This window comes from Specibacter sp. NPDC057265, assembly GCF_042668835.1.
Taxonomy (GTDB): domain Bacteria; phylum Actinomycetota; class Actinomycetes; order Actinomycetales; family Micrococcaceae; genus Specibacter.
Genome location: NZ_JBHUYE010000012.1, coordinates 43949 through 66736 on the forward strand (window position 1 = coordinate 43949; position 22788 = coordinate 66736).

13 protein-coding genes are annotated in these 22788 nt (G+C 62.9%); 10 read left to right on the forward strand and 3 right to left on the reverse strand.

Features of this window, described 5'->3' with window-relative positions; all coding sequences use genetic code 11:
• Positions 1-197 precede the first annotated feature (197 nt).
• Entirely contained in the window at positions 198-1976 is a 1779-nt protein-coding gene (locus ACFUCV_RS10230; protein ID WP_380815223.1) for an ABC transporter ATP-binding protein, read from the reverse strand.
• Between the two features lie 290 nt (positions 1977-2266).
• Here ACFUCV_RS10230 and ACFUCV_RS10235 point away from each other — a divergent pair, with 290 nt between their 5' ends.
• From ACFUCV_RS10235 to ACFUCV_RS10250, 4 genes are all read left to right on the forward strand, one after another.
• Entirely contained in the window at positions 2267-4114 is a 1848-nt protein-coding gene (locus ACFUCV_RS10235; protein WP_380815225.1) for a thiamine pyrophosphate-requiring protein, read from the forward strand.
• A 754-nt stretch (positions 4115-4868) separates the two neighbouring features.
• Positions 4869-8777, forward strand: a complete 3909-nt coding sequence (locus tag ACFUCV_RS10240; RefSeq protein ID WP_380815227.1) for a right-handed parallel beta-helix repeat-containing protein — start codon at positions 4869-4871, stop codon at positions 8775-8777.
• Positions 8777-9577, forward strand: a complete 801-nt coding sequence (locus ACFUCV_RS10245) for a hypothetical protein (protein ID WP_380815228.1) — start codon at positions 8777-8779, stop codon at positions 9575-9577. Before ACFUCV_RS10240 ends, ACFUCV_RS10245 begins: the two co-directional genes overlap by 1 nt.
• 36 nt (positions 9578-9613) lie before the next feature.
• Complete coding sequence (locus ACFUCV_RS10250) at positions 9614-12649, forward strand: glycoside hydrolase family 2 TIM barrel-domain containing protein (protein ID WP_380815229.1); 3036 nt, start codon at positions 9614-9616, stop codon at positions 12647-12649.
• 85 nt (positions 12650-12734) lie between these two features.
• Here the strand turns inward: ACFUCV_RS10250 and ACFUCV_RS10255 are convergent, their stop codons facing one another.
• Entirely contained in the window at positions 12735-14321 is a 1587-nt protein-coding gene (locus ACFUCV_RS10255; protein WP_380815230.1) for a sulfatase, read from the reverse strand.
• Positions 14318-14911 (reverse strand): PadR family transcriptional regulator, encoded by a 594-nt coding sequence (locus tag ACFUCV_RS10260; protein WP_380815231.1) that lies wholly within the window; start codon positions 14909-14911, stop codon positions 14318-14320. The genes ACFUCV_RS10255 and ACFUCV_RS10260 overlap by 4 nt, the downstream gene beginning before the upstream one ends.
• 188 nt (positions 14912-15099) lie before the next feature.
• Between ACFUCV_RS10260 and ACFUCV_RS10265 the strand changes: the two genes are divergently transcribed.
• From ACFUCV_RS10265 to ACFUCV_RS10290, 6 genes are all read left to right on the forward strand, one after another.
• Positions 15100-16650, forward strand: a complete 1551-nt coding sequence (locus tag ACFUCV_RS10265; RefSeq protein ID WP_380815232.1) for an ABC transporter substrate-binding protein — start codon at positions 15100-15102, stop codon at positions 16648-16650.
• 66 nt (positions 16651-16716) lie between these two features.
• Positions 16717-17658: an ABC transporter permease gene (locus ACFUCV_RS10270; RefSeq protein ID WP_380815233.1), complete on the forward strand. Its 942-nt coding sequence runs from the start codon at positions 16717-16719 to the stop codon at positions 17656-17658.
• Positions 17655-19547 (forward strand): dipeptide/oligopeptide/nickel ABC transporter permease/ATP-binding protein, encoded by a 1893-nt coding sequence (locus ACFUCV_RS10275; RefSeq protein WP_380815234.1) that lies wholly within the window; start codon positions 17655-17657, stop codon positions 19545-19547. The genes ACFUCV_RS10270 and ACFUCV_RS10275 overlap by 4 nt, the downstream gene beginning before the upstream one ends.
• Complete coding sequence (locus tag ACFUCV_RS10280; RefSeq protein ID WP_380815235.1) at positions 19544-20413, forward strand: ATP-binding cassette domain-containing protein; 870 nt, start codon at positions 19544-19546, stop codon at positions 20411-20413. Before ACFUCV_RS10275 ends, ACFUCV_RS10280 begins: the two co-directional genes overlap by 4 nt.
• Complete coding sequence (locus tag ACFUCV_RS10285) at positions 20406-21890, forward strand: family 20 glycosylhydrolase (RefSeq protein WP_380815237.1); 1485 nt, start codon at positions 20406-20408, stop codon at positions 21888-21890. Before ACFUCV_RS10280 ends, ACFUCV_RS10285 begins: the two co-directional genes overlap by 8 nt.
• Positions 21887-22660: a copper homeostasis protein CutC gene (locus ACFUCV_RS10290; RefSeq protein WP_380815238.1), complete on the forward strand. Its 774-nt coding sequence runs from the start codon at positions 21887-21889 to the stop codon at positions 22658-22660. Before ACFUCV_RS10285 ends, ACFUCV_RS10290 begins: the two co-directional genes overlap by 4 nt.
• Positions 22661-22788 lie beyond the last annotated feature (128 nt).

The window sequence follows — 22788 nt, forward strand, 5'->3', positions numbered from 1 at the left end:
TTCACCTTGATGTGTTGCGGCACGGCCGGTTCCGGAAGTGGTCCACGATGGTCTTGAAACCTTCGCCTCGATCAGTTGGGGCGTCGCTTCCCACCCGGTAAAGCTCAAGAAGCAGGCCAGGGACGCCGTGCCATTGCGCCAGGCGTCCGATGGTGGTTGTGGACAGCCTGGAGGGCAGACTGCTGCGCAGATGGCGCTCAGCTGTTGGAGCCCACCTGGGTTTCATGCAGTTGGGCGTAGCGTCCGGAACGGGCCAGCAACTCTTCATGGGTGCCAATTTCAACAATTTCGCCATGTTCCAAAACCACAATGCGATCGGCCTGCCGGATCGTGGAAAGGCGGTGGGCCACCACCAAGGTGGTGCGTCCCTCCATCAGGCGCACCAGTGCGTCCTTGACGAGCTGTTCGGATTCCGGGTCCAATGCGCTGGTGGCCTCATCCAGCAGCAGGATGCGGGGGTCGCGCACCAGGGCCCGGGCAATGGCCAGCCGCTGACGCTGCCCTCCCGACAGTCGCGCACCGCGCTCGCCGACAATGGTGTCCCAGCCCTCCGCTTGTCCCTGCACAAAATCCAGGACGTTGGCGTCCTGGAGGGCGGCACGGATCCGCTCGTCCTCCAGCTGCGGGAGGCCGTAGGCAATGTTGTCGCGGATGCTGCCTTCAAACAACACGGACTCCTGGGGCACCACCGAGACAAAGCGGCGGGCGGTGCGCATGTCCAGAAGCTGCATGTCCATCCCGTCCAGCAGGATCCGTCCGCTGGTGGGGCGCACAAAACCGAGCACCAGATTCAGCAGCGTTGACTTGCCGGATCCGGATGAGCCGACAAAGGCCACGGTCTCCCCGGCCCGGATATCCAGGTCGAGGCCGTGGATGGCGTCAACCTCGGAGTCCGGGTACCGCTGGCTCACAGCTTCAAGCCGCAGATTCCCTGACAGCTGCTCAACCGGCCGTTTGCCCTCATTCTGCTCCAGATCCGGTTCCTCCAGCACCTCGGCAATGGAACGCACGGATTCGAGCCCGCGCGCACCCACGGGAATCAGCATCAGTAATTGGGTCAGACCCTGCGTCAGGAGTGCGAAATATGTTGACAGCAACACCACCTCGCCGGCAGAGATGGGAAGGAAACCTGTCAGGGAGAACACGGCAGCCAGGACCAGGCAGCCAACACCGAGCAGCTGCATGGTGACCCAGGAAATGGACGCCACATGGCCGTTGAGCATGTCCAGGTGCAGTCCTGCATGCCGCACCCCGGCGGCACTGCTGGCGACCCGGTTCACAGCCGTCTTTTCCAGCCCGTGGGCCCTCGTCACGGGGATCAGTGATGCCATTTCACCCACCCGTGCCGCAAAGCCCTCCACCTCAAGGCGGAAGGTCTCATTGCGGGAGCGCGAGCGGTTTCGCATGCCAAAACGGATGCCGATGGCAATCGGCACCGTGAGGGCATACACGGGCAGGAACTGGGGCACGGCCACGGCCGTCATGGTCAGGGCACCTGCCATCACCATGATCGAGGACAGCAGCGGGTGGGTGACCTGCTGCAGCATCAGCTCGACGTTCTCCACATCACGCACCACCTTGGTCTGCACGATCGAGGAGTTGACGCGCGTATGGTAGCCAATCGACAAACTTTGCAGCCGGGCGGCCAGCACGTTGCGCAGTTCAGAACCGGTGTCACGGACCACCGTCATGAAATTGCGGGTGTAGATGATGTGGTTCGGGTAGTTCTGCAACAGCAGGGCCGCAGCAACCACGCTCCACCACAGCACCGATTCCACCTCCCCGCCCACCGTCACAATGTCGATGACCGCCGCCGTGATCACCGGGAGGAACCACATGGGAATCTCCTTCATGGCGAAGGCGAGGACAGCCACGGTCATCCGCCCGGGGCGTCGAAGTAAAAGCCGGAGCACGGATCGAACCGGCTGGGACCCATTTACACTGGCGGCGGTATGGGAAAGCGCTTTCTTTGGCATGCTGAATACTGTAGCAAGGCTCAGGATGTCCGGCGGACTTCCAGCATCCCGCGTCGGCCAAGCCGCCACAATTTGCCCCGGATGCAGTTGCCTGCCCCGTTTCCGCTGCCGCTCCGGCCGGGGGCCGGGCAGGGCGGGTGTGGTGCCTGGCACCTTGGGCAAAGGCAAAATATTCACCGGCCTCCCTTCCACCGCGGCCCGCCGGTGCGTAGATTGGCCGTGACGGCAGCCGCTGGCAAGCTGCGGTGCGGCAGCTGGTTCGGGGAAGCGACAAACAAGGAGGAACACCGGTGGCGGAACGGCTTGTGGCGGATACAATTGTGGACCGTCTTGTGGACTGGGGCGTTAAACGGCTTTATGGGTACAGCGGTGACGGCATCAACACCTTGTTGGGCGCCTTGCAGCGGCATCCCGAGGGGCCGGAATTTGTGCAGGCCCGCCGTGAGGAGGCTGCAGCCTTCATGGCTGTGGCACATTCAAAGTTTGCTTTGGGGCAGCTGGGCGCAGAAGAGGACGATGGCTCCGCCGGCGGAGTGGACATTGGTGTGATGGTGTCCACCCAGGGGCCCGGTGCCGTGCACCTGCTCAACGGTTTGTACGACGCCAAGCTGGACAGCATGCCCGTGGTCGCCATTGTGGGGCAGCAGAACTTGAGTGCCCTGGGCTCCCAGTACCAGCAGGAAATTGACCTCCTGGCCATGTTCAAGGATGTGGCAGCGGCGTTCTGTGAACAAATATCCTCCCCGGATCAGGCTACGGCCGTCATTGACAGGGCGTTCCGGACGGCGCTGGCCACGTCCTCGCCCACCGTGGTGATCCTTCCGCACGATGTGCAGCAGCAGGCAGAGGTGTTGCCCAGCGGGGAACATGCGCAGATTTCCACGGCCGCCGTTTGGGGGACAGCTGACGTCACGCCAAAGAAGGCCCAACTCGATGCAGCAGTTGAACTGCTCAATGGCTGTGAACGCATTGTGCTGCTGGTGGGGCAGGGGGCGCGGCAGGCCGCAAAGGAGGTCGAGCAGGTCGCCGAGCGCCTGGGGGCGGCCGTGGTGACCAGTTTGCTGGGGAAACCGTATGTTGATGAATCTTTGCCCTATGTTGCCGGGGTCATGGGGCACTTGGGGACCTCGGCGAGCGCTGCGGTCCTCAATCGCTGTGACGGGCTGCTGATTGTGGGCTCAAACGATCCCTGGACCGAGTTTTATCCAAAGCCCGGTGCGGCACGGGCCGTGCAGATTGACATTTCAGCGCAGCGCCACGGCAACCGGTACCCCGTGGAGGTGGCGTTGGTGGGGGACTCGGCCGCGACCCTCCGTGAGCTGTTGGAGCTCCTGCCCGCCGCGAACGGGCGCCGCGGGCCGTGGCGCAAGGAAGTGTCCGAGGCTGTGGCGTCATGGGATGAGTTGCGTGTGGAGCGGGCATTTGTCTCGGCGGATCCCGTCAACCCCGAACGTGTGGTGCATGAACTGGGTCTGCAACTGCCCTCCGATGCGCAAGTGGCATTGGACGTGGGCAGTTGCGTGTATTGGTATGCCAGGCAGCTCGTCTTGCCGCCCGGGGTGCCCGCCCACCTTTGCAGCACTTTGGCCAGCATGGGCGGTGGCCTGCCCTACGGCCTGGCGGCGAAGCTTTTGCATCCAGGGCGTCCGGTGGTGGTGGTGTTGGCGGGCGACGGCGGAATGCAGATGAGCGGTGTTGCTGAACTCATCACACTTTCTGCCCGCTGGCGGGACTGGAAGGACCCGCGTTTTGTGGTTTGTGTCTTCAACAACGGGGACCTGGCTGAAGTGAGTTGGGAGCAACGGGAAACCGAAGGTGATCCACGCTTTGCACCGAGCCAACAGCTGCCACATTTCCCCTTCGCCGGCTACGCGGAGCTGCTGGGGCTGCGCGGGATCCAAGTTGATGACCCTGATGCCCTGGCGGATGCATGGCGGCAAGCTTTCAGCGCCGACCGGCCCGTGGTCATCGATGTGCACAGCGACCCCGACGTTCCCCTGCTGCCCCCATTTCCCGAGGGTGCGCAGAAGCTTGACGCCATCCGCCGCGCCCTGCACCAGGAGGGCGGCGCCGGTGCGCACGCCCTGGAGCTGCTTGAGCAGTACGTCCAGCTCGAACAAGGGCATTTTCCGGCCTAGATTCGGAACCCTCGGGGGACCCGCCACTGCCTCCCCGGCCATGCCACCACGAATAGCAAAGCAATGGGCAGCACCACTGCTGCAAGGGTGCTGCCCATTGCCCGCTGGTGACCGGGATGAAACCGCCCCCAGGTCGCAAGCCGCGCTGAATAGGCTTGGCGTGAGTGGCATCTTCCGGTCGTGGGGCCCGCAGCAGTCATTACACAGACCGTTTTGAGCATGGCCAAAAGGACCGGCAGCCTGCCCGGCATGCCCGGGCAATCCCGTGGCGCTGTGCTGCGCAGGTCCTTGCGAGCAGGGAAACGTGCACCAGCAACATGACGGTCAACAGCGCAGTGGTGGGGATCGCGGTTCGTTGCACGAATGCCGCTCGCAGTGAACGCGCCGCTCGTTGCAGTTTGCCATTGGTTCGGAAAGGGCACAGCCACGCTTAAGCAAGCGGCACTGCTGGAAGCGGGGGTCCTGGTTCCCTACAGCAGTTTGCGTGCCATGAACGGCGCCCCCCCCGGGAACTCGTCACATTGTCCGTAAAGGCAGCCATTGACTATGTGCAAAGTACTATAAAGACGTCATTATTGACAGGTAATCCTCAAGCGGGCATTGTGTCTATTTATACATAGCTATGTGACTTGTCCAACACTGTGATTCATTCAGGCAGTGAATACGCAAAAGGAACGGCGTGTAGCTGTTGTCCCCAGATCTCCAGAGGAGAGGTGGGGTGTCCGCATTCTGCAAGCATGGGTGGTTATCAAGAATGAATCGTAAACTCCTCGTCTCGGTGGCAAGTTCGGGACTATTGGCAATGTGCCTTGGTGTGCTGCCGCTCAGCAGCACCGCCATGGCAGTCCCGCCCCCGTCCCCGGCAATAATGGAACCGGACGCTTCAGTGGTGCCGGAAAAGGTGCTGAATGCAGAACCCCGTGTCCTTTTCAGTGACGATTTCGAAGCCAACGATGGCGAGAAATGGCTGGCGGGCAAAGCCAACGCTGCAGCGGAAATCAGCTTCACCGGCGGCATGGCGACTATCAAGGGCGGCGGCCCGGAAAACCGGATCCTGTCCAGGGCTGAGATCCTCTCAAACAACTTCACGCTGGACGTGGATTTATTCCTTAACCCTGGCAATACCAACAGCGCCGTCAAAATTGCCTTCTTCGCCTCCGAGTCTGCTGCATCGCGTTATCAACTGACCCTTGACGGGCCCAAAAAGGTCATGCGCCTGGAACGCGTCGACAGCGCCGGAACCACCATCCTCGGCGCCCCCGTCAACGCCGACCTCGCCATAAATGCCGGCGGCGAACCACACCAGGTCAGCATCGAAGTCACCGGAGATCAGGTGCGGGCATCGGTCAACGGTGCGCTCCTGCTGACCGCGGCCGACACCGGGACCTCATCCGCGGCGCAGGGCCGGCTCCTTTTCGCCAGCCAGTTCCCCAACCAGGATTTCAGCGTGGACAATGTCCGTGTCACCACCAAGGAAGCCGAAGCGGTGGGGACGTACACCGTTGACCTCGCGACCGAGACCAACCAGATTCCAGACAGCGGTCCCGCCACCGCCGGCGGCACGCTCACCGCCAACCGCAGCTCCGGCAACCCAGGTGATACGGTCACTCTCTCCTACACCGTCAAGCCCGGCTTCATCTTCGCCGGATACGAGTCAAAGCGGGCGGATACCAACACCAGCACGGATGGTCTGCTGACCATCAGCGACAATCGTTTTGTTTTCAATGACAAGACCGGCAGCGTTATCATCATTGCCAAGTTCGTCACCGAACCCGTTGACCCGAACGTCGTCTTCAAGGACCGTTTCGACGGCGCGCTCAACGACCACGGCAAGTACCTCATCCCGGATTTGGACACGCTGAGCGTCACCGACGGACAGTTGGTCATCGCCCCCACCCAGGGCGCCGCTTATGCAGTGGCCGACGGCGCCGACTGGACCGATCCGCCCAATTACCGCATCGACTTCGATGTCCGCAAGGCCAACGGGACGGCCGGCACCACCCAGATCGCCTTCCGCGCCAGCGGCTTTAACGATCGCTATGTCCTGGCCCTCAATGGCTCCAAGGCCATGCTGCGCCGCCTCGACAGCTCCGGCGGAAACGTGGAACTGGCCAGCACGGCCTACGCCTTTGACCAAAACGCCCGCCGCATTCTGATCGATGTCTCCGGAGACACCGTCTCGGTTTCCTCCAACGGGACCCCGCTGATCTCCTACACCAACCGCGACGACGCTGGCCGTGACACCGCGGACTGGTCTGGCCTTCCACCGGCACTGGCCCTCATCAACATGACCCCGGGCGCCCCGGTGGCATTTGACAACGTCGTCGTGTCCCGTACCCCCGTGTACGTGAAAGCCCACGTCGAGGTGAACAACGCCGGCGCGCCAGACGCGGACCGCAGCAGCGGCGCCGTCGTACTCAATGAGTACAAGACCTCCGCCGGCGCGGTCCTGACCTGGAAAAGTTACCCGAAGGGCGGCTTCGCCTTCACGGGCATGAGCTTCAACGGCAAGCCCCTGACGGACGGCCAGTTCGTGGTCCCCGAGGGCACCACCGGTGACATTACGCTCGTGGCCACCTTTGAGCCGCAAAGCACAACGGCAACCACGTACTACATTGACTCCGCAGCGGGCAGCGACACCAACGTCGGGACCTCGCCCGAACTGCCCTGGAGGAGCCTGGCGAAGGCCAACCGCAATTTCCATCCCGGCGACAAGATCCTGCTCAAGCGCGGCAGCGTCTTTGACGGCGAGGCCGCGGTGCTGCAGTTCACCGGATCCGGCACTGCACAAGAGCCCATTATGGTGGGCGCCTTTGGTGATGGCGCTCGGCCACGCCTCAATGGTGCCGGTGAGGTGGAAAACGTCGTCTCACTGCATAACCAAGAGCACATTAAGATTTCCGGCCTGGAGATCACCAACCTGGCTGCGCAATTCGACACCCGGTTTGGGTTGAACACCAGCAACAACCGCGAAAAGATCCTGCGTGCCGTCAATGTCTCGGCCCGTGACTTCGCGGTGCTGCGCGGCATTTCCCTCACCGATCTGTTTATCCACGACGTCAACGGAAACCTCAACTCCAAGTGGAACGGCGGCATCTTCTTCAATGTCGCCGGAAGTATTGTCAATGGCGAGATTTTGGGTGTTCCCACCAAGTTTGACGACGTGCTCATTGAAGGCAACAAGTTTGAACGCGTGGACCGTTCCGGCATTAAGCTCGTTGACTCCGTCTGGTCCAACCAATCGCTCACCAATTCACCCAATACGCCGCTAAATTGGTATCCCTCCACCAGTGTGGTGGTTCGGGACAATCAGTTCCGTCATGTGGGCGGCGACGCCATCACGGTCCGCGACACTGACGGAGCCCTCATCGAGTACAACCTGGTGCGCCACGCCCGCTACCAAAACACCGGATACAACGCCGGGATTTGGCCGTTCCAAACCACCAATTCGGTGATCCAATACAACGAGGTCTCCAACACCCACGGTGTGCAGGACGGCCAGGGATTGGACCTTGACCACGTGTCGGCGTATTCCGTGATGCAGTACAACTACTCGCACAACAACGAGGGCGGCTTCATGTTGATCATGAACGGCTTCCCGCAGACGGCCCCAACGGTGCGGTACAACATCAGCCAGAACGATGCGGACAAGACCTTTGAGTTTGCCCGCGGCACGGCCGCCGGAACCATGATCCACAACAACACCATCTACTCCGCCACAACCCTGCAGGGACCGCGTGGCGGGGTGCTGGATTTGGCCAACTCGGCCGCCGGAACGGGCAATCGTGAGGTGTTCATCTTCAACAACGTCTTCCACTACCCGGCCGGTCAGGCCTTCTACGTGGGTGAAGCCGCCACGATGAAGACCAAAGCCAAGTTGTTCAACAACGCTTACGCCGGCGGGATCACTGCCCCGGCCGAGGAGGAGCGCGCCATCATCGGCGAGCTGGGCCTTCCCGGTGTTGGAAGCGCTCCGGAGGACAATACAGATTCGACGGCGCCGCTCACCGGAGCCAATGCAGCCCACCACTTCGCCGGGTACGTCCCGGCAGAAGCCTCTGTTTTGCGCAATGCCGGCCTGAACGCGGAGGCGGTTGTAGCCCACTACGGCGGCACTGTGACCGACCGCAGTGATTTGAGCCCCACACAGGTCCACAGCCTCGCTTTGCAGGGAGACAGCATTGACTTCGTCGCGGGCCACAACATGCCATCGCTAAACGGCGTCCGCTACGGTGTGGACTTTCTGGGCAACCCGATTCCCAGCGCCGGTGCCGGAGCGCCGGTCAACCGCGACGCAGCGGAGGGCCTCACTGTCGGTGCCATTCAGTACGTGGCGGCGACGCCCGATCCCGAGCCGACGGCAACGCCGGAGCCCGAGCCGACGGCGACGCCGGAGCCCACAGTCACGGATGAGGCAGGTGAGGACGCAGCCAATGGTGCCACGCCCAGTGCAGGTGCGGCAACGGATGGCGTCATCACTCCTGGCGTGGATGGTGGTGGCGCCACCGAAGAAGCGAGCACTGCCGTCCTGGCCGGCACCTCTGACACTGGCAACTTGGCCTTCACCGGCGTCAACGGCACCTTCGGCTTGGCAGTTGCAGGGTTTGCCGTGCTGCTGTTGCTCGTGGGGGGAGTGCTGCGTCGCCCCGGGAAGCGGGCCTGATGCGTGCCGGGTGGTTGCAGGCGGACGGGTGGGTGCTGCGCCCGGTCATTGCCGTCGTCGGCTGTGTCCTCGCGGCGGTGTTGGCAGCTTGTTCCCCTGCAACCGTCGGGACCTCCCCATCGGCGGAAATCGCGGGATCCGTCCAGTCACTCTATGCGTACGCCGAGGGTATCCGTCCCGAGGATCAAGTGCGGCATCAAGCCCGCGACATTGCTGTCTTAAGCTGGTCCGCCGAACTAAATCCCGACGAACCCTTCTCAGCCCGGGCGTTGGAAACCGCCTACGCGAACTCCACAGCGCCAGCAGCGCCGGGTGCGTCGACGGCCGGCAGTTCCCATGGTGCCCGCGTCATGTCGCTGTGGGACCTTTATCGTGAAGACGTGGAACGCCGCGAGCAACAGCTCCGGGACCACATTCAGCAGGAACTGCCACTTGATGAGGTCCGCGCCCACTTCGAACGCCACCAAGGTGACTTCACACGGCAAGATGAGATCACTGTCAGAGCCGCCGAGTGGGAAAACGGGCGCGCTTTGGCAGCTTCGGAAGTGCTGATCGATGCTAGCAACGTCCGCATGCTTCAGGAGGGAGACGATGCGGTCATCTCCGCAGCGCTCACCCTCACACCGGGGCAGCAGACCACGGTCCAGCGACCCGACGGCCGTTTCGTTGTCCTTGAGTGCCTTGCACGCAAAGACGGCGGAGTGGAAAATTTCGACGCCGTTGCCCAGGCCGCAGCGAGCCAGCTCGCCACTGAGCGTTTTGAAGCTGAGGTGCTGCGCCGCGTCGCCGCCCTCCCATGACCACAACAAAGACTTCCAAACGAGGACACGCACCGCATGGACACCCCGCATCCGCCCAGGAACCGCGCCGCACCAAGGACCACCTTCGGGGGCACCCCGCGCCCGGGCGCGAACCTCGCTGCCCACCCCTATGAATCGGTCATGGACCTGAACAACCCGGGTCCGGGCAGGGGCGGCCTTCCCCCACGGGCCCACGTGGACGCCGGGCAGCCGACGCTTACGCTCAACGGCATGTGGCGCTTCCATTACGCCGGCACGCTGGCCGCGGCACCCCTCGGCATCGAGGCGGAGGACTTTGACGATTCCGGCTGGGACACCATTGCGGTCCCGTCAAGCTGGAACTTTCACGGATACGGCCGCCCTGCCTACACAAATGTGCAGTTTCCGTTTCCGCTGGATCCGCCATTCACTCCCGATGCCAATCCCGTGGGTGACCACCGCCTGACCTTCGACGTCCCGGAGGAGTTCCTGAACGGGGCCATCCTTCGTTTCAATGGGATCGACAGCGCCGGCACCATTTGGCTCAATGGCACACTGCTGGGGACCACTCGGGGAGCCAAACTGCCCCACGAGTTTGACGTGACGGCAGGCCTGCGCGCCACCGGCAACGTTTTAGTGGTCCGGGTTTCACAGTTTTCCGCGGCAAGTTACTTGGAGGACCAGGACGCGTGGTGGTTGCCGGGCATCTTCCGTGACGTGCGCCTGGAAGCAAGCCCCGCCGGCACGGTTCGCGACGTCTTCATTCATGCCGGTTACACCGCCGACGGCCAGGGTGTTCTGCGGATTGAACTTGCCCCCCCTCAGCCCGGCGCCCACGTCCACATCCCAGCCTTGAACTTCACCGCCGAACTTAGCGACGGGACCCTTCCGCCCACCACCGTCGGGGCGGTGGATGGGTGGAATGCCGAGTCGCCCACCCTCTATGAGGTGGGCATTACGACGCCGGCCCAAACGTTGAGTCTGCGTACCGGTTTCCGTACCATCACCGTGGAGGATGCACAGATCCACGTCAATGGCGTGCCGGTGCTTTTCCGCGGGGTCAACCGGCACGAACACCACCCGGACCTGGGCCGGGTGGTGCCTCGGGAGCGGTTGGTGCGCGAGCTGCATCTAATGAAAGCCCACAACATCAACGCCATCCGTACCGCGCACTACGCCCCGCATCCCGATCTGTTGCATCTGGCCGATGAGCTGGGCTTTTATTTGATCAACGAGTGCGACTATGAAACCCATGGTTTTGAGATTGCCGACTGGGCAGGGAACCCCAGCGCCGAACCGCAGTACCGCGCCGCGCTCCTGGACCGCATGCAGCGGCTGGTGGAGCGCGACAAGAACCATCCCTGCGTCATTATGTGGTCCTTGGGCAATGAATCCGGAACGGGTGAAAACCTGGCCGCCATGGCTGCCTGGACGAAGACCCGCGACCCGGAACGGCTGGTCCACTATGAAGGGGACGACAAGTGCCCCTATGTGGATGTCTACTCGCGCATGTACCTGAGCCTGCGCGAACTGGAGGCGATTGGCCGCGGCGGGGAAGCCCCGCTGGAGGACCCGGTATTGGACGCCCGCCGCCGCAGCCTGCCGTTCATCTTGTGCGAGTACGTGCACGCCATGGGCAACGGCCCCGGCGGAATGCAGGAGTACCAGGATTTGTTCGACACTTATCCGCGGCTGCAGGGCGGCTTTGTTTGGGAGTGGATGGAGCACGGCATCCGCCAGCGCACCCCGGACGGCGAGGCGTATTTTGCCTACGGCGGGGACTTCCAGGAACGCGTCCACGACGGCAATTTTGTCATTGACGGCATGGTCTCCGCCGACTTGGAACCACGCCCGGCCCTGCTGGATTACAAGAAGGTCATTGAGCCCGTGAGCCTGTCCATCAATGATGCCTGGACAGCGGTGGAGATCCACAACAAACATGACTTCATCGACGTATCCCATTTGGCCTTCAGTTGGCGGGTCGAGGGACCCGGTGGTGAGACGGCGGCGGGTGCGCTGGAGGTGCCAATTACGACGGCGGGTGCACGAACCGGCGTCGAACTTCCCGCGGAGGCGAGCGCCGAACGGGGAACCCAGCGCGTTTTGACTGTGACGGCTGCCCTGGCCCATCCACAACCGTGGGCGCCGGCGGGGCACGAGCTCGCCTGGGCGCAGCACGGTTCGGTTGTGGCCGCCCATGCCCCTGTGGCAGCCATGATCAAGCCGGTGTTGAAGGAAAAATCCGTGGCGTTCGGGCCAGCGGCCTTTAGCTTGGCAACGGGGGAGCTGACGACGTTCAAGGGTTTGCCGGTCAATGGGCCGCGGCTGAACCTGTGGCGCGCGCCCACGGACAATGACGGGGGCAAGGACCGGGCGCTGCCCGGCACCCCGCGCCACGCCGAGCGCTGGGCGACCGAAGGTCTTCCCCTGCTGGAGGGTCGGCTGGTGTCCATGACAGAGGAGCCCGGCGCCTTGACGGTGCAGGTGCATTATGGTGTCCCGATCGACAGGCAACACGTGGATGTAAGTTATCGCTGGAAGTCCGACGGTGACCGGCTGGAACTCTCAGCGCGTGTGGTGCCTGGGCCGGGTTGGGGCCTGACCTGGCCGCGGGTGGGCTTTGACTTCAAACTGCCAGGTGGGTTGCACAACGTGGCCTGGGCCGGATTGGGACCCGGGCAAAAATATCCCGACACGGGGATGGCACAGCGGTGGGGCTGGTTCAACGCAACGGTGGAGGAACTGCAGGTGCCGTACGTGCGGCCACAGGAAAACGGTGCCCGGGCAGCCGTTGCCTCCTTGACGTTGACAGCTTCCCCAGAAAACAGGCACAGCATCACCTTTGACGCCGCAGCTGAGGTGGGTGCAGTTGACGGCGCCTCGGGAGGCGGGTTCAGCTTCACCGCACGGCCGTGGTCCCAACATGCTTTGGCGGCAGCCACGCACGTGCCGGATTTGGTGGCCGACGGCATGATCCACCTGACCTTGGATGCAGCGGTGCATGGTCTGGGGACGGCGTCGTGCGGACCCGGAGTGCTGCCGCAGTACCAGCTCACTCCTCAGGAGTTGGAATTTACCGTGCTCATGTCATAGACCGCGTGTCCTAGACCGCGTGTCCTAGACCGCGAAAACAACCCGCCCCTGCCGCCGGAAACGGCTGCAGGGGCGCGCGGCGCAGTCAACCGTGAGTGCCGGTGAAAAGCTCCGTCCTGGTCCCGGGGTAAACGGCGCCAATGTCGGGTCCATTGGTCCTTCCGGAATTGTCAGGTGCCACGGGCGCCTGCCACGACACGGCGACCGCGCCGGTGCGGGGATTTAGTCGCTGGTACAGATCCTCGGCCAGGTGGGCGCGGCCCGTACGCCGTAGATGCTCCATGTACAACTGGGGGTCGTTGTACAGCGCCGGCCCGTTTTGTAGCGTGGTTTGCATGGGGTCCGGCAATGACCCGGGCATGCCGGCATACGTGTTCCACCACACCATGAGCTTGGAACGCATCTGGTCCACCAGCGCCGGTTCTTCCGCCAGCAGGTTCCGGGTCAAATACGGATCTTGGGTGACATTGAACAAGGATTCCCACTCTGCGCGAAAAGCCCCCGGATGATAGGTGCGTATATAGAGGTGGTCGCGGGTGCGCACGGCGCGTTGATAGGTGTGCGCCCCGTGGCCCAATACCAGATGATCGCGGGATTCCAGGGGAAGGCCGCGGAGCGCATCGGCGAAGGATTCGCCCTGCCACTTTTCCGGGATGGGCAGGCCCAGCAAGTCACAGAGGGTGGGTGCGTAATCAATGTTGTACAGCAGGGCATCACAGCCGGGCCGGGCGCCCGCGCCTTCGGTCAGCCCCGGCCATTTCACCAGCATGGGCAGGTGGTGCGTCGGTTCGCTCGCCAGGCCATGCTCGGCGTAAGAGCCCTGTTCCCCGAACGCCTCGCCGTGGTCGGCGCTGACCACAATGGCCACGTCGTCGGCAATGCCAAGGGCCTTGAGCCCGTCCAGCAGCCGCCCAAATTCACTGTCCCAGAAATGGATGGCGCCGTCATAGCCGTTAATGAGTTGTTCGTAGTCGGCGCGGGTGCGGATTTCCTGCGGGAAGTTGTACGGCACGCGGCGTTCGAACAAGCCGTCGGAGTACATGAAGTCAAGGGCCGAGCGGGGTCCATAGATTTCCGCATGCCCATCGATGGCTGCCTGGTCGGGCCAGGCAGGGGCTGGTCCCGAAGCGGCGGCCTTGTCGGTCCACTCCTTTTCCTGCAGGTAATCCATGTGCGGATCCCAGTACGTCAAGTGCAGGTACCAGTCGTCCAGGTCAACATGGCGTTCAATCCATTCCAGCGCCGTGCTGGTGACAATGTCCGCCGGTTCGTCACCCACATCCGGGGTTGCCCGGATGCTTTCCCGGAAGTTCCCCAGAAAATACCAGGCCCGGTGCCGCTCGGCAAAGGATGAGACTGCCGCGGTCAAGTATCCGTGCGCACCCAGGTGCTGGCCCAAAAGCGGGCGGCCTTCCACTAAACCATGGCCGGCGTCGGCGCGGAAGCGGGCCGCTTCGCCGTGGTGGCCGATGACCCCGTTGGTGATGCCAAACTGGCCGCTGGTCAGGGCAGTGCGCGAGGGCATGCAGGGGGAATCGGAGGCGTAGTAGCTGTCAAAGCGGGCCGCGTCCTGGGCGAAGGAATCGAGATTGGGGGTGATGGGGCGCTGGTATCCGTACGGGCCTGTATGGTCCGGGCGCAGCGTGTCCACGTCCACGTAGATGATTTTCATGCCGCACCGTCGCCGTTCGCTGCCCCGCCACCGGAGGTGGATGAGGGAAATTCCTCGAGCTGTTCGCTTAGCCGGGAGTGCGTCATTTCCAGCCAGGTGAGGTAGGTGGTGCCCAAAAGGTAGGAACGCTCCCGGCCCAGCCGCACCAGCTCCCGATGCCAGGAAGGATCGATGGGGAATGCGGTGCTGTCCGCGTCAATGTCGTCGCTGTAGGCCTTTTCCCGCTGTTGCTTGCGGCGGTAGGCGAGTTCCGTGGAGAGCAGCTTCAATGCCACGTCGGGGCCCAGGATGCCCGTGAGGAGAAAGCGCATTTGGAAGTCCGAATCCAGCGGCCGCACCGTGGGTTCATAGGGGGAGTGGGCCCAGTCCTTGAAAGCTGCAATTCCGGCCTCCGTGAGACGGTACACCTTGGCGTCGGGGCCGGAACGGTGCTGATCGATGATTTGATCCACCCACCCCTTTTCCAGACACTTGGTCAGCTGCCGGTAAATTTGCGAGGGCTGGGGGGTGTAACCAAAAAACGGCCCCTCCTGTCCCAACCACTTGTGCAGGTCGTAGCCCGCCATGGGCGTGCGAACCAAGTGGCCCAAGATGATGCATTCCAATTTGTTAAGCACTTCTTGCCTCTCGTTCAACTATATGATTAGAATCATACTCATCTTGCTGAGTCACTGCAATCAACGGCAGTATTCCCAAAGAAAGTATTACCAATGTTCATAGTTGGGCCATTGGAATCACCAGACATCGCTACGTGCGCATATGAAACAAGGGAGTTTTCGTGAAGGCACCACAACGGATCCAGGGGGCGCTGGCGCTCGCAGCCACAGCTGCCATTTTTCTCTCCGGCTGCAGCGGCAGCACCGACAATGCCGCCTCCGACGGCGGATCGGGAGCCAAAGCCGTCACCACGCTGACCTTGGCCTCGGGCGTTGAGCCCCAGTCGCTGGATCCTGCCATGTCCCGCGAGGCCCAGTTTGTCCAGTACTTCCAGCCGGTGTTTGACACCTTGATCCGCCGCGACAGCGAGGGTGAGCCGGTGCCCATGCTGGCCACCAAATGGGAAACCGCCGCTGATGGCAAGGCCCTGACACTGACCCTCCGGGACGATGTCACCTTCACGGATGATTCCAAGCTCACCGCCGAGGCTGTCAAAAGCAACCTGGACCGCTTCAAGACGGCTGGTGGACCGCTTGCAGGTGCCCTCGCCGCCGTGGAAGGCGTCGAGGTTCTTGATGCCACCACGGTCAAACTGAAGCTGTCGAAGCCGGACCCGGCCCTGATTTATGCACTGGGTGGCCCCAGCGGTTACATCCAGTCGCCAGCCAACTTCGACAGCCCCACAGTGGCCACCCAGCCCATTGGCTCCGGGCCTTACGAGCTGGACCGGGCGGCAACGACCCCGGGTTCGCAGTACACCTTCGTGAAGAACGAGGACTATTGGGATGCCGATCTGCAGAAGTTTGAAAAGATTGTCATCAAGCCCATCAAGGATGAGAACGCCCGCTTCAATGCCGTGCGTTCAGGCCAGGCAGATGGCATGATCGCCACCGCCAAGACGGTCAAGGCCGCCGAGGGCGCCGGCGTCGAGGTCAAAATGGTTCCCGGGGACTGGCAGGGGCTGACACTGCTGGACCGGGCAGGCGCAATGACCCCTGAACTGGGCAAGGTGGAGGTGCGCCAGGCCATCAACTATGCCATTGACAAGGAAGCGATCCTCAAGAACGTGGCGCAGGGCCTGGGCACTGTCACCAGCCAGATCTTCGGTCCGTCCTCCGAAGCGTTCGTTGCAGACCTTGACGGGGCCTACCCCTACGACGTCGACAAGGCCACGTCATTGCTCAAGGAAGCTGGTCTGGCCGACGGTTTCACGCTGCAGATGCCCACCTCGGCGGATATGGATCCGGCACTGGCACCGGCCATCAGGGACCAGCTCGCCAAAGTCGGCATCACAGTGGACTGGGTCGACATTCCCGCCGCCCAGTACCAGGCCGAACAGCAGTCCGGCACGTACTCCGCAGCATTCACCGCCTTCAGCCAGCCCGTGGTCGCGTGGACCTCAATCAACAGCATGGTCACTGAGACGGCGCCCTGGAATGTTTTCAAGTCCAGCACCCCCGAAACCAAGGAGCTTCTGGACGGCATCCTCAACGGCACCACCGAGGAGTCGGCCGCAAAGCAGCAGGAGCTGAACAAGTACCTGGTGGACAACGCGTGGTTCTCCCCGTGGTACCGCATTGACCAGCCCTACTTCATCTCCAAAAACGTCACAGTGACTGTTCAAAAGGGCCAGCCCGTGCCGTCGATTTACAACTTCGAAGCGGCGAAATAAAGCACAAGACCACAACCGGCATGGGGCGGGATTCCCGCCCCATGCCCCGTTCTCAAGGATTCCGCAGTGATTTCCTATATCAGCCGCAGGATAGGTGCAGGACTCATCCTCATCGCCAGCGCATCGTTCATCGTCTTTGCGCTCATGCTTGCCAACAGTGGCAACGTGGCCCGCAACATCCTGGGCGACCAAGCATCCCTGGAACAGCTGGCCGCCAAGAAAGCTCAGCTGGGCTTGGATGAGCCCCTGCTTGTCCAATACGCCTCCTGGCTGGGACACGCCGTCCGTGGTGACCTGGGCCAATCCTGGTTCAATGCGGAGTCGGTGGGCTACCTCCTGATGAGCCGCATCCCCGTCACCTTGTCCATTGCCGTGGGGACAGTACTGCTCTCCACATTGATTTCCCTGGTCATGGGAGTGGCTGCCGCAGTTTACCGCGGGTGGCTGGACCGGCTCCTGCAGGTGGTTTCCGTGGCCGGACTGGTTTTCCCCGGTTTTTGGCTGGCGTTGGTCATGGTCGTGAAGGTGTCCATTGAATGGGGTCTGGTTCCCGCGACCGGCTACGTGGCCTTCGGCGAATCCCCCTTCGGCTGGATGCAAAGCCTGTTGCTGCCAGTCTTCGCCATGGCCATTGGGGCTGTGGCGGGACTTTCGCAGCAGGTCCGCAGTGCCACAATCGCGGTACTGGAAATGGATTTCGTGCGGACCCTGCGCAGCCGCGGGCTGCCGGAAACCAGCGTCTTGTTCAGGCACGTGGTGCGCAACGCGGCCCCGCCGACACTGACGGTATTGTCATTGAATTTCATTGCGTTGATGTCCGGCGCGGTCATGATTGAACGTGTCTTTGCCCTGCCTGGCCTCGGCAGCATTGCCGTGGAGGCCACAGGCGTGGGCGACATCCCCATTGTTGTGGGCGCGGTGGTCATTTCCGTTGTCATCGTTGTCATCGTCAACCTTGTCATTGACCTGGTCAATGGCTGGCTCAATCCGAAAGTGCGGTTGTCATGAGTGCCACTGCCGATATCCCCGGGGCCCTGCTGCCAGGCCCGGAAATTCCCAACATTCCCGGCAAAAGTGAAGAAGCGCGGCGCCAAGGCATCTGGCGCCGCATCGCCGGCTCACCCATGGCAGCCATTTCCCTCGGGGTCCTGGTCCTGGTGGTCCTGGCGGTGATCGTGGCCCCGCTGCTGGCCCGTTACGACCCCAATGCAGGGGACATCAGCATGGCTCTGCTCCCACCGGGCAGTGAACACTGGCTCGGCACCGACAGCGCCGGCCGGGACGTTTTTTCCCGCATTGTGTATGGTGGCCGCATCACTCTTGGCGGCGCCGCACTGGCTTTGGCCATCGCGGCCGCCATTGGTGTCACCACTGGATTGTTTGCCGGATACTTTGGCGGCCGGCTCGATTCCAGTGTGGACTGGGTCAGCAACCTCCTGATCGCCCTGCCCAACATCATGGTTTTGCTTGCTGTGCGAGCCGCCTGGGGAAGCAATGTGTGGCTGAGCATGACGGTGTTCGGCGTCCTCATGGCCCCGGGCTTTCATCGCCTGGTCCGTGCCATTGTCAGCGGCATCCGCAATGAGCTTTACGTGGACGCCGCACGGGTGTCCGGTCTGACCCTGCGCCGGATCCTGGGCAGGCACGTTCTGGTCGCCGTCCGCGCACCGATCATCATTTACGCGGCCCTGACAGGCGTGGTCGTGATTGGCGTGCAGGCCGGGCTGGACTTTTTAGGCCTCGGCGACGTCACCGTGCCCAGCTGGGGCACCATGCTCAATGAGGCGTTGGTGAACCTGTACATTGCCCCGGGCCTCATGCTCTGGCCAGGGATGGCACTGGGCCTGGTCAACGCCGCACTGATCCTCTTTGGAAACAGCCTGCGCGATGCCCTGGAAGACCGCCCCGGCGTCAAGACCCGCAAACGCCGCCGCTCGTCCGCGAAGGCCACTGCCGACGTCGTTCCCGCCATGGATCCAATTGGTGCCGCTTCGAAAGATCCCGGCACCTCACGGGACACGAAGGGCAGCATTCCCGCCGACGGCATCCCGGCCGACAGCGTGCTGCTGGTACGCAGGCTGCAGGTGGGATATCCCTCCGAGAATGGCTACAAGGCGGTGGTGAAGGGAATCTCCTTTGGCGTCCGCAGGGGTGAGGTCCTTGGACTCGTGGGCGAGTCCGGGTCCGGCAAGACGCAAACCGCGTGGTCCATCCTGGGTCTGCTCCCTGCAGGCGGGCGCGTCCTGGACGGCGAGGTGGAAATTGGCGGGCGGGTTGTGTCGGATCTGTCGAAGAAGGACCGCAGGGCCCTGTTGGGCAAGTCCGTGGCCTACATTCCCCAGGAACCCATGTCGAATCTGGACCCGGCGTTTCGCATTGGCTTCCAGTTGGTGGAACCCATCCGCCGCCAGCTGGGCATCAACAAGGCCCAAGCCACCGCCAAGGCGCTGGCCATGCTGGCCCGCGTGGGGATCACCGATCCGCAGCGCACCTTTGACTCCTACCCCCATCAAATTTCCGGTGGCATGGCCCAACGTGTCTTGATCGCCGGGGCAGTGGCCTGCGACCCGGATGTCCTGATCGCGGACGAACCCACCACGGCCCTCGATGTGACAGTGCAGGCGGAGGTGCTGGATTTGCTGCGGGAACTGCAGCAGGAGAAGGGCATGGCAGTGGTTTTGGTGACCCACAACTTTGGTGTGGTGGCTGACCTGTGCGATCGCGTGGCTGTCATGAAATTGGGGGAAATTGTGGAACAAAACGGTGTTGAAGAACTCTTCGCCGCACCCAAGGACCCGTACACGCGCATGCTGCTGGGTTCCGGACTTGAAGGCAAGACACCCCGCACGCGGCTGCTTCCCGCTGAGGCGGTCACACTTGAGGAGGCATCGCTGTGAGCGCACCGTTGTTGGACATTCAAAATCTCGTCACCGAATTCCCCCGGCGCGGCTGGCGCAACCCACCCGTGCAGGTGCTTAAGGGCATCAATTTGGACGTCCGGCCCGGGGAAACCGTGGGCTTGGTGGGGGAATCCGGCTCCGGCAAAACCACCATTGGGCGTGCGGTCCTGGGTCTGGCTCCTGTGACCGAGGGGGCGGTGATATTTGACGGGAAGGACATTTCCCACTTGAAGGCTGCAGCCCGCAGGACAGTCAGCAAAGACATCCAAGTGGTGTTCCAAGACCCTTATACGTCGTTGAACCCGGCCATGACCATTGCCGACATCCTCTCGGAACCGCTCGTGGTTCAAGGCATGAGCGGGGCCAAGGCCCGGGCCCGCGTCTCCAATTTGTTGGACCGGGTGCAGCTGCCGGCCGATGCTGCCGCGCGCCTGCCGCGCGAATTTTCCGGCGGGCAGCGCCAACGCGTGGCGATTGCCCGCGCCCTGGCCATGGAACCAAAGCTCATTGTGTGCGACGAGCCCGTCTCCGCCCTTGACCTGAGCACCCAGGCCCGCGTTTTGGACTTGTTTTTGGAAATTCAGGAGCAAACCGGGGTCGCCTACCTGTTCATTTCCCATGACCTGGCCGTGGTCCGCCACCTGAGCCACCGCGTATGCGTGCTGTACCACGGCGAGGTGGTGGAATTCGGTGACGCCGGACAAGTCACAGACGATCCCAGCCACCCCTACACACGCCGGCTGCTGATGTCCTCTCCCATTGCCGATCCGGTGCGCCAGCGCCACCGCCGCGAAGAACGGCGCGCCTTGGCCGCAGCCGGCACCCCGAACGCCCAGCCCGAAAAGGATCCCCACCTTGCCTGACACACCCCTTCACCCGTCCATTGGGACCGCTCCCGTGGTGGTGCCCGCCCTCCAACAGTGGCGGAACGACGGCGGCACCATGGCCCTGCGCGACGGCTTCACCGTAAGCTGGGGGGATGAATCACTGGCCGAAACGGCCCGCACGCTGCTGGGGGAGATTGCCGAACTGACGGGGCTTTCCGGTACGGCCCGCGCCGCCGGTGGTTCCCCCGCAACTGCCGGTGGGATCGAGCTGGTGCTGGATCCTTCGATGGATCTGGGCGCAGTGCCTGCCACGGCGGCAGGAGAGGGGTACGTGCTTGAAGTGGGCGACGGCGTCGTGCTTGCGGCACGGACGGGCACCGGCGTATTTTGGGGCACCCGGACGCTGCTGCAAATGCTGCTGGCGCCGGGAGACCTCCCGCGCGGCAGGGCTGTGGACTGGCCCAACTATCCGGTGCGTGGTTTCATGCTCGATGTGGGCCGCCGCTTTTCACGGCCCGAATTTCTGGCGGACCTAATCCGGTACCTGGCCTGGTTTAAGCTAAACACCTTCATGGTGCACTTGAACGACAATGAAATTGCCAAAGACACCGGACGCAGCTGGAGCGAGGCCCAAAGCGCCTTCCGGCTGGCGTCGGAGAATCCCGCGCTGGCAGGTCTGGCCGCCACGGACGGCAGTTACACCCGAACCGAATGGGATGCCCTGGAAGACCTGGCCGCCCGCCACCATGTTTCACTGGTGCCGGAGATTGACGTGCCCGCGCACTCCCGCGCGTTGATTGCCTGGCGTCTGGAGCTGGGCCTGAACGGCGGGGACTCGGACATGCTGGATTTATCCCGGCCTGAAAGCACAGAACTGGTCAAGGAACTGTTCACTGAATTTGTGCCGTGGTTCCGTGGACCCCAAGTGAACTTTGGGGCCGATGAGTACAGCAAGGACCACCACAGCGAGTACCGCACATTCTTCAACACCATCAGTGCACACCTGCAGTCCCTGGGCAAGCAGCCCGTGGCCTGGGGCAGCCTGGCAGCCATGGCAAACGGGGCCCCCAATCCTGCTGCTGATTTTGACCGGACCCCCGTCATTTGCTCCTGGAACAACGACTGGTACAGTGGGCGGGCCGCCGTCGCCGACGGCTACCAAGTGGTCAACACCAATGACGTCCTGCTGTACATTGTGCCGTTCGCCGACTACTACCACGGCGGCCCGCTGGACGGCAGGGCGCTCTTTGACCACTGGGAACCGCATGTCTTTGGTGACGGGGAAGACCTGGAACCGGGACATCCGCAGCTGCTGGGAGCCGCCAGCGCACTGTGGAACGATCTGGTGCTGTTGGACTACGACGAACACACCATGTTCTCGATGATTGAGCCGGCCTTTGGCGTCCTGGCTCAAAAAATGTGGCGCGGCGTTGTGCCCAAGCTGGATTACGGCACCTTCCTTGACGGCGCAAGGTCCGTGTCTGCCTGGCCGGGCCGGACATTCCTGCCATGATTGCCACCTCGCGTGCATGCCAAAACAGCAAGCCCAGGCCTGACGGGGTCGCACTTGAGATAGTGGTTCAAAATGTTTCCGGGGCACGTGCTGCCATGGCCGCCGGGGCTGACCGGTTGGAACTGTGCTCCGAGCTGCGGGTGGGCGGCCTGACCCCATCCGCAGGCATGGTTGAAATGGTATTGGAAGCAGTGGCAGGACGGCCGGGCACGGTGCAGGCTCTGGTTCGTTCCCGCCCGGGGGGATATGTGTATGGCGACGAGGAAGTGGAATTGATGTGCCGGGACATCCGCGCCTTGAAGACCATGGGAGTGCATGGAGTGGTGGTGGGCGCGCTTTCCCCAAATCGCACGATTGACCTGCTTGCCTTGGAGCGTTGGATGCAGGCGGCCGATGGACTGCCCGTGACGTTTCATCGTGCCCTCGATGTCTGCATTGATCCCGTGAAAGAACTGGCCCTGCTCGCAGGGACCGGCGTGGGCAGGGTCTTGACCTCAGGGGGTGCCGCAAGGACCATTGACGGCCTGGCCTTGCTGGAGTCAATGGTCCGGGAACGGCCGGCGGGCATCCAGGTGATGGCCGGGGGAGGCGTCCGCCTGGCCGACATTGGCACCTTGGTGCGAGCCGGCGTCGACGCCGTGCACCTGTCGGCGAAAGCGAGCCGCATGGACGCCCACCCGGCATCCCCGGGTGACGTGGTGCAGGAAGTGGACGGCACCAGTGCAGATGTGGTGGCCCGGGCGCAACGGGAAATTGCCCGCGCACTCTAGCGCGTGGCCGCAGTGCCCAGGCCCGTTCAATACCAGCTGGTCCCGTGTGCCTTCCCGTTCCTGTGCCAAAGTTCTCACCACGACCAAGTTCAGGCATAGTGGTTCAATGAAGCACAACACAAGGAGCA

Bases quoted from the DNA above. Each gene is read 5' to 3' on its own strand.
- ACFUCV_RS10230 (WP_380815223.1), bottom strand. From the start codon at position 1,976: ATGCCAAAGAAAGCGCTTTCCCATACCGCCGCCAGTGTAAATGGGTCC.
- ACFUCV_RS10240 (WP_380815227.1), top strand. From the start codon at position 4,869: ATGAATCGTAAACTCCTCGTCTCGGTGGCAAGTTCGGGACTATTGGCA.
- ACFUCV_RS10245 (WP_380815228.1), top strand. From the start codon at position 8,777: ATGCGTGCCGGGTGGTTGCAGGCGGACGGGTGGGTGCTGCGCCCGGTC.
- ACFUCV_RS10250 (WP_380815229.1), top strand. From the start codon at position 9,614: ATGGACACCCCGCATCCGCCCAGGAACCGCGCCGCACCAAGGACCACC.
- ACFUCV_RS10255 (WP_380815230.1), bottom strand. From the start codon at position 14,321: ATGAAAATCATCTACGTGGACGTGGACACGCTGCGCCCGGACCATACA.
- ACFUCV_RS10275 (WP_380815234.1), top strand. From the start codon at position 17,655: ATGAGTGCCACTGCCGATATCCCCGGGGCCCTGCTGCCAGGCCCGGAA.
- ACFUCV_RS10290 (WP_380815238.1), top strand. From the start codon at position 21,887: ATGATTGCCACCTCGCGTGCATGCCAAAACAGCAAGCCCAGGCCTGAC.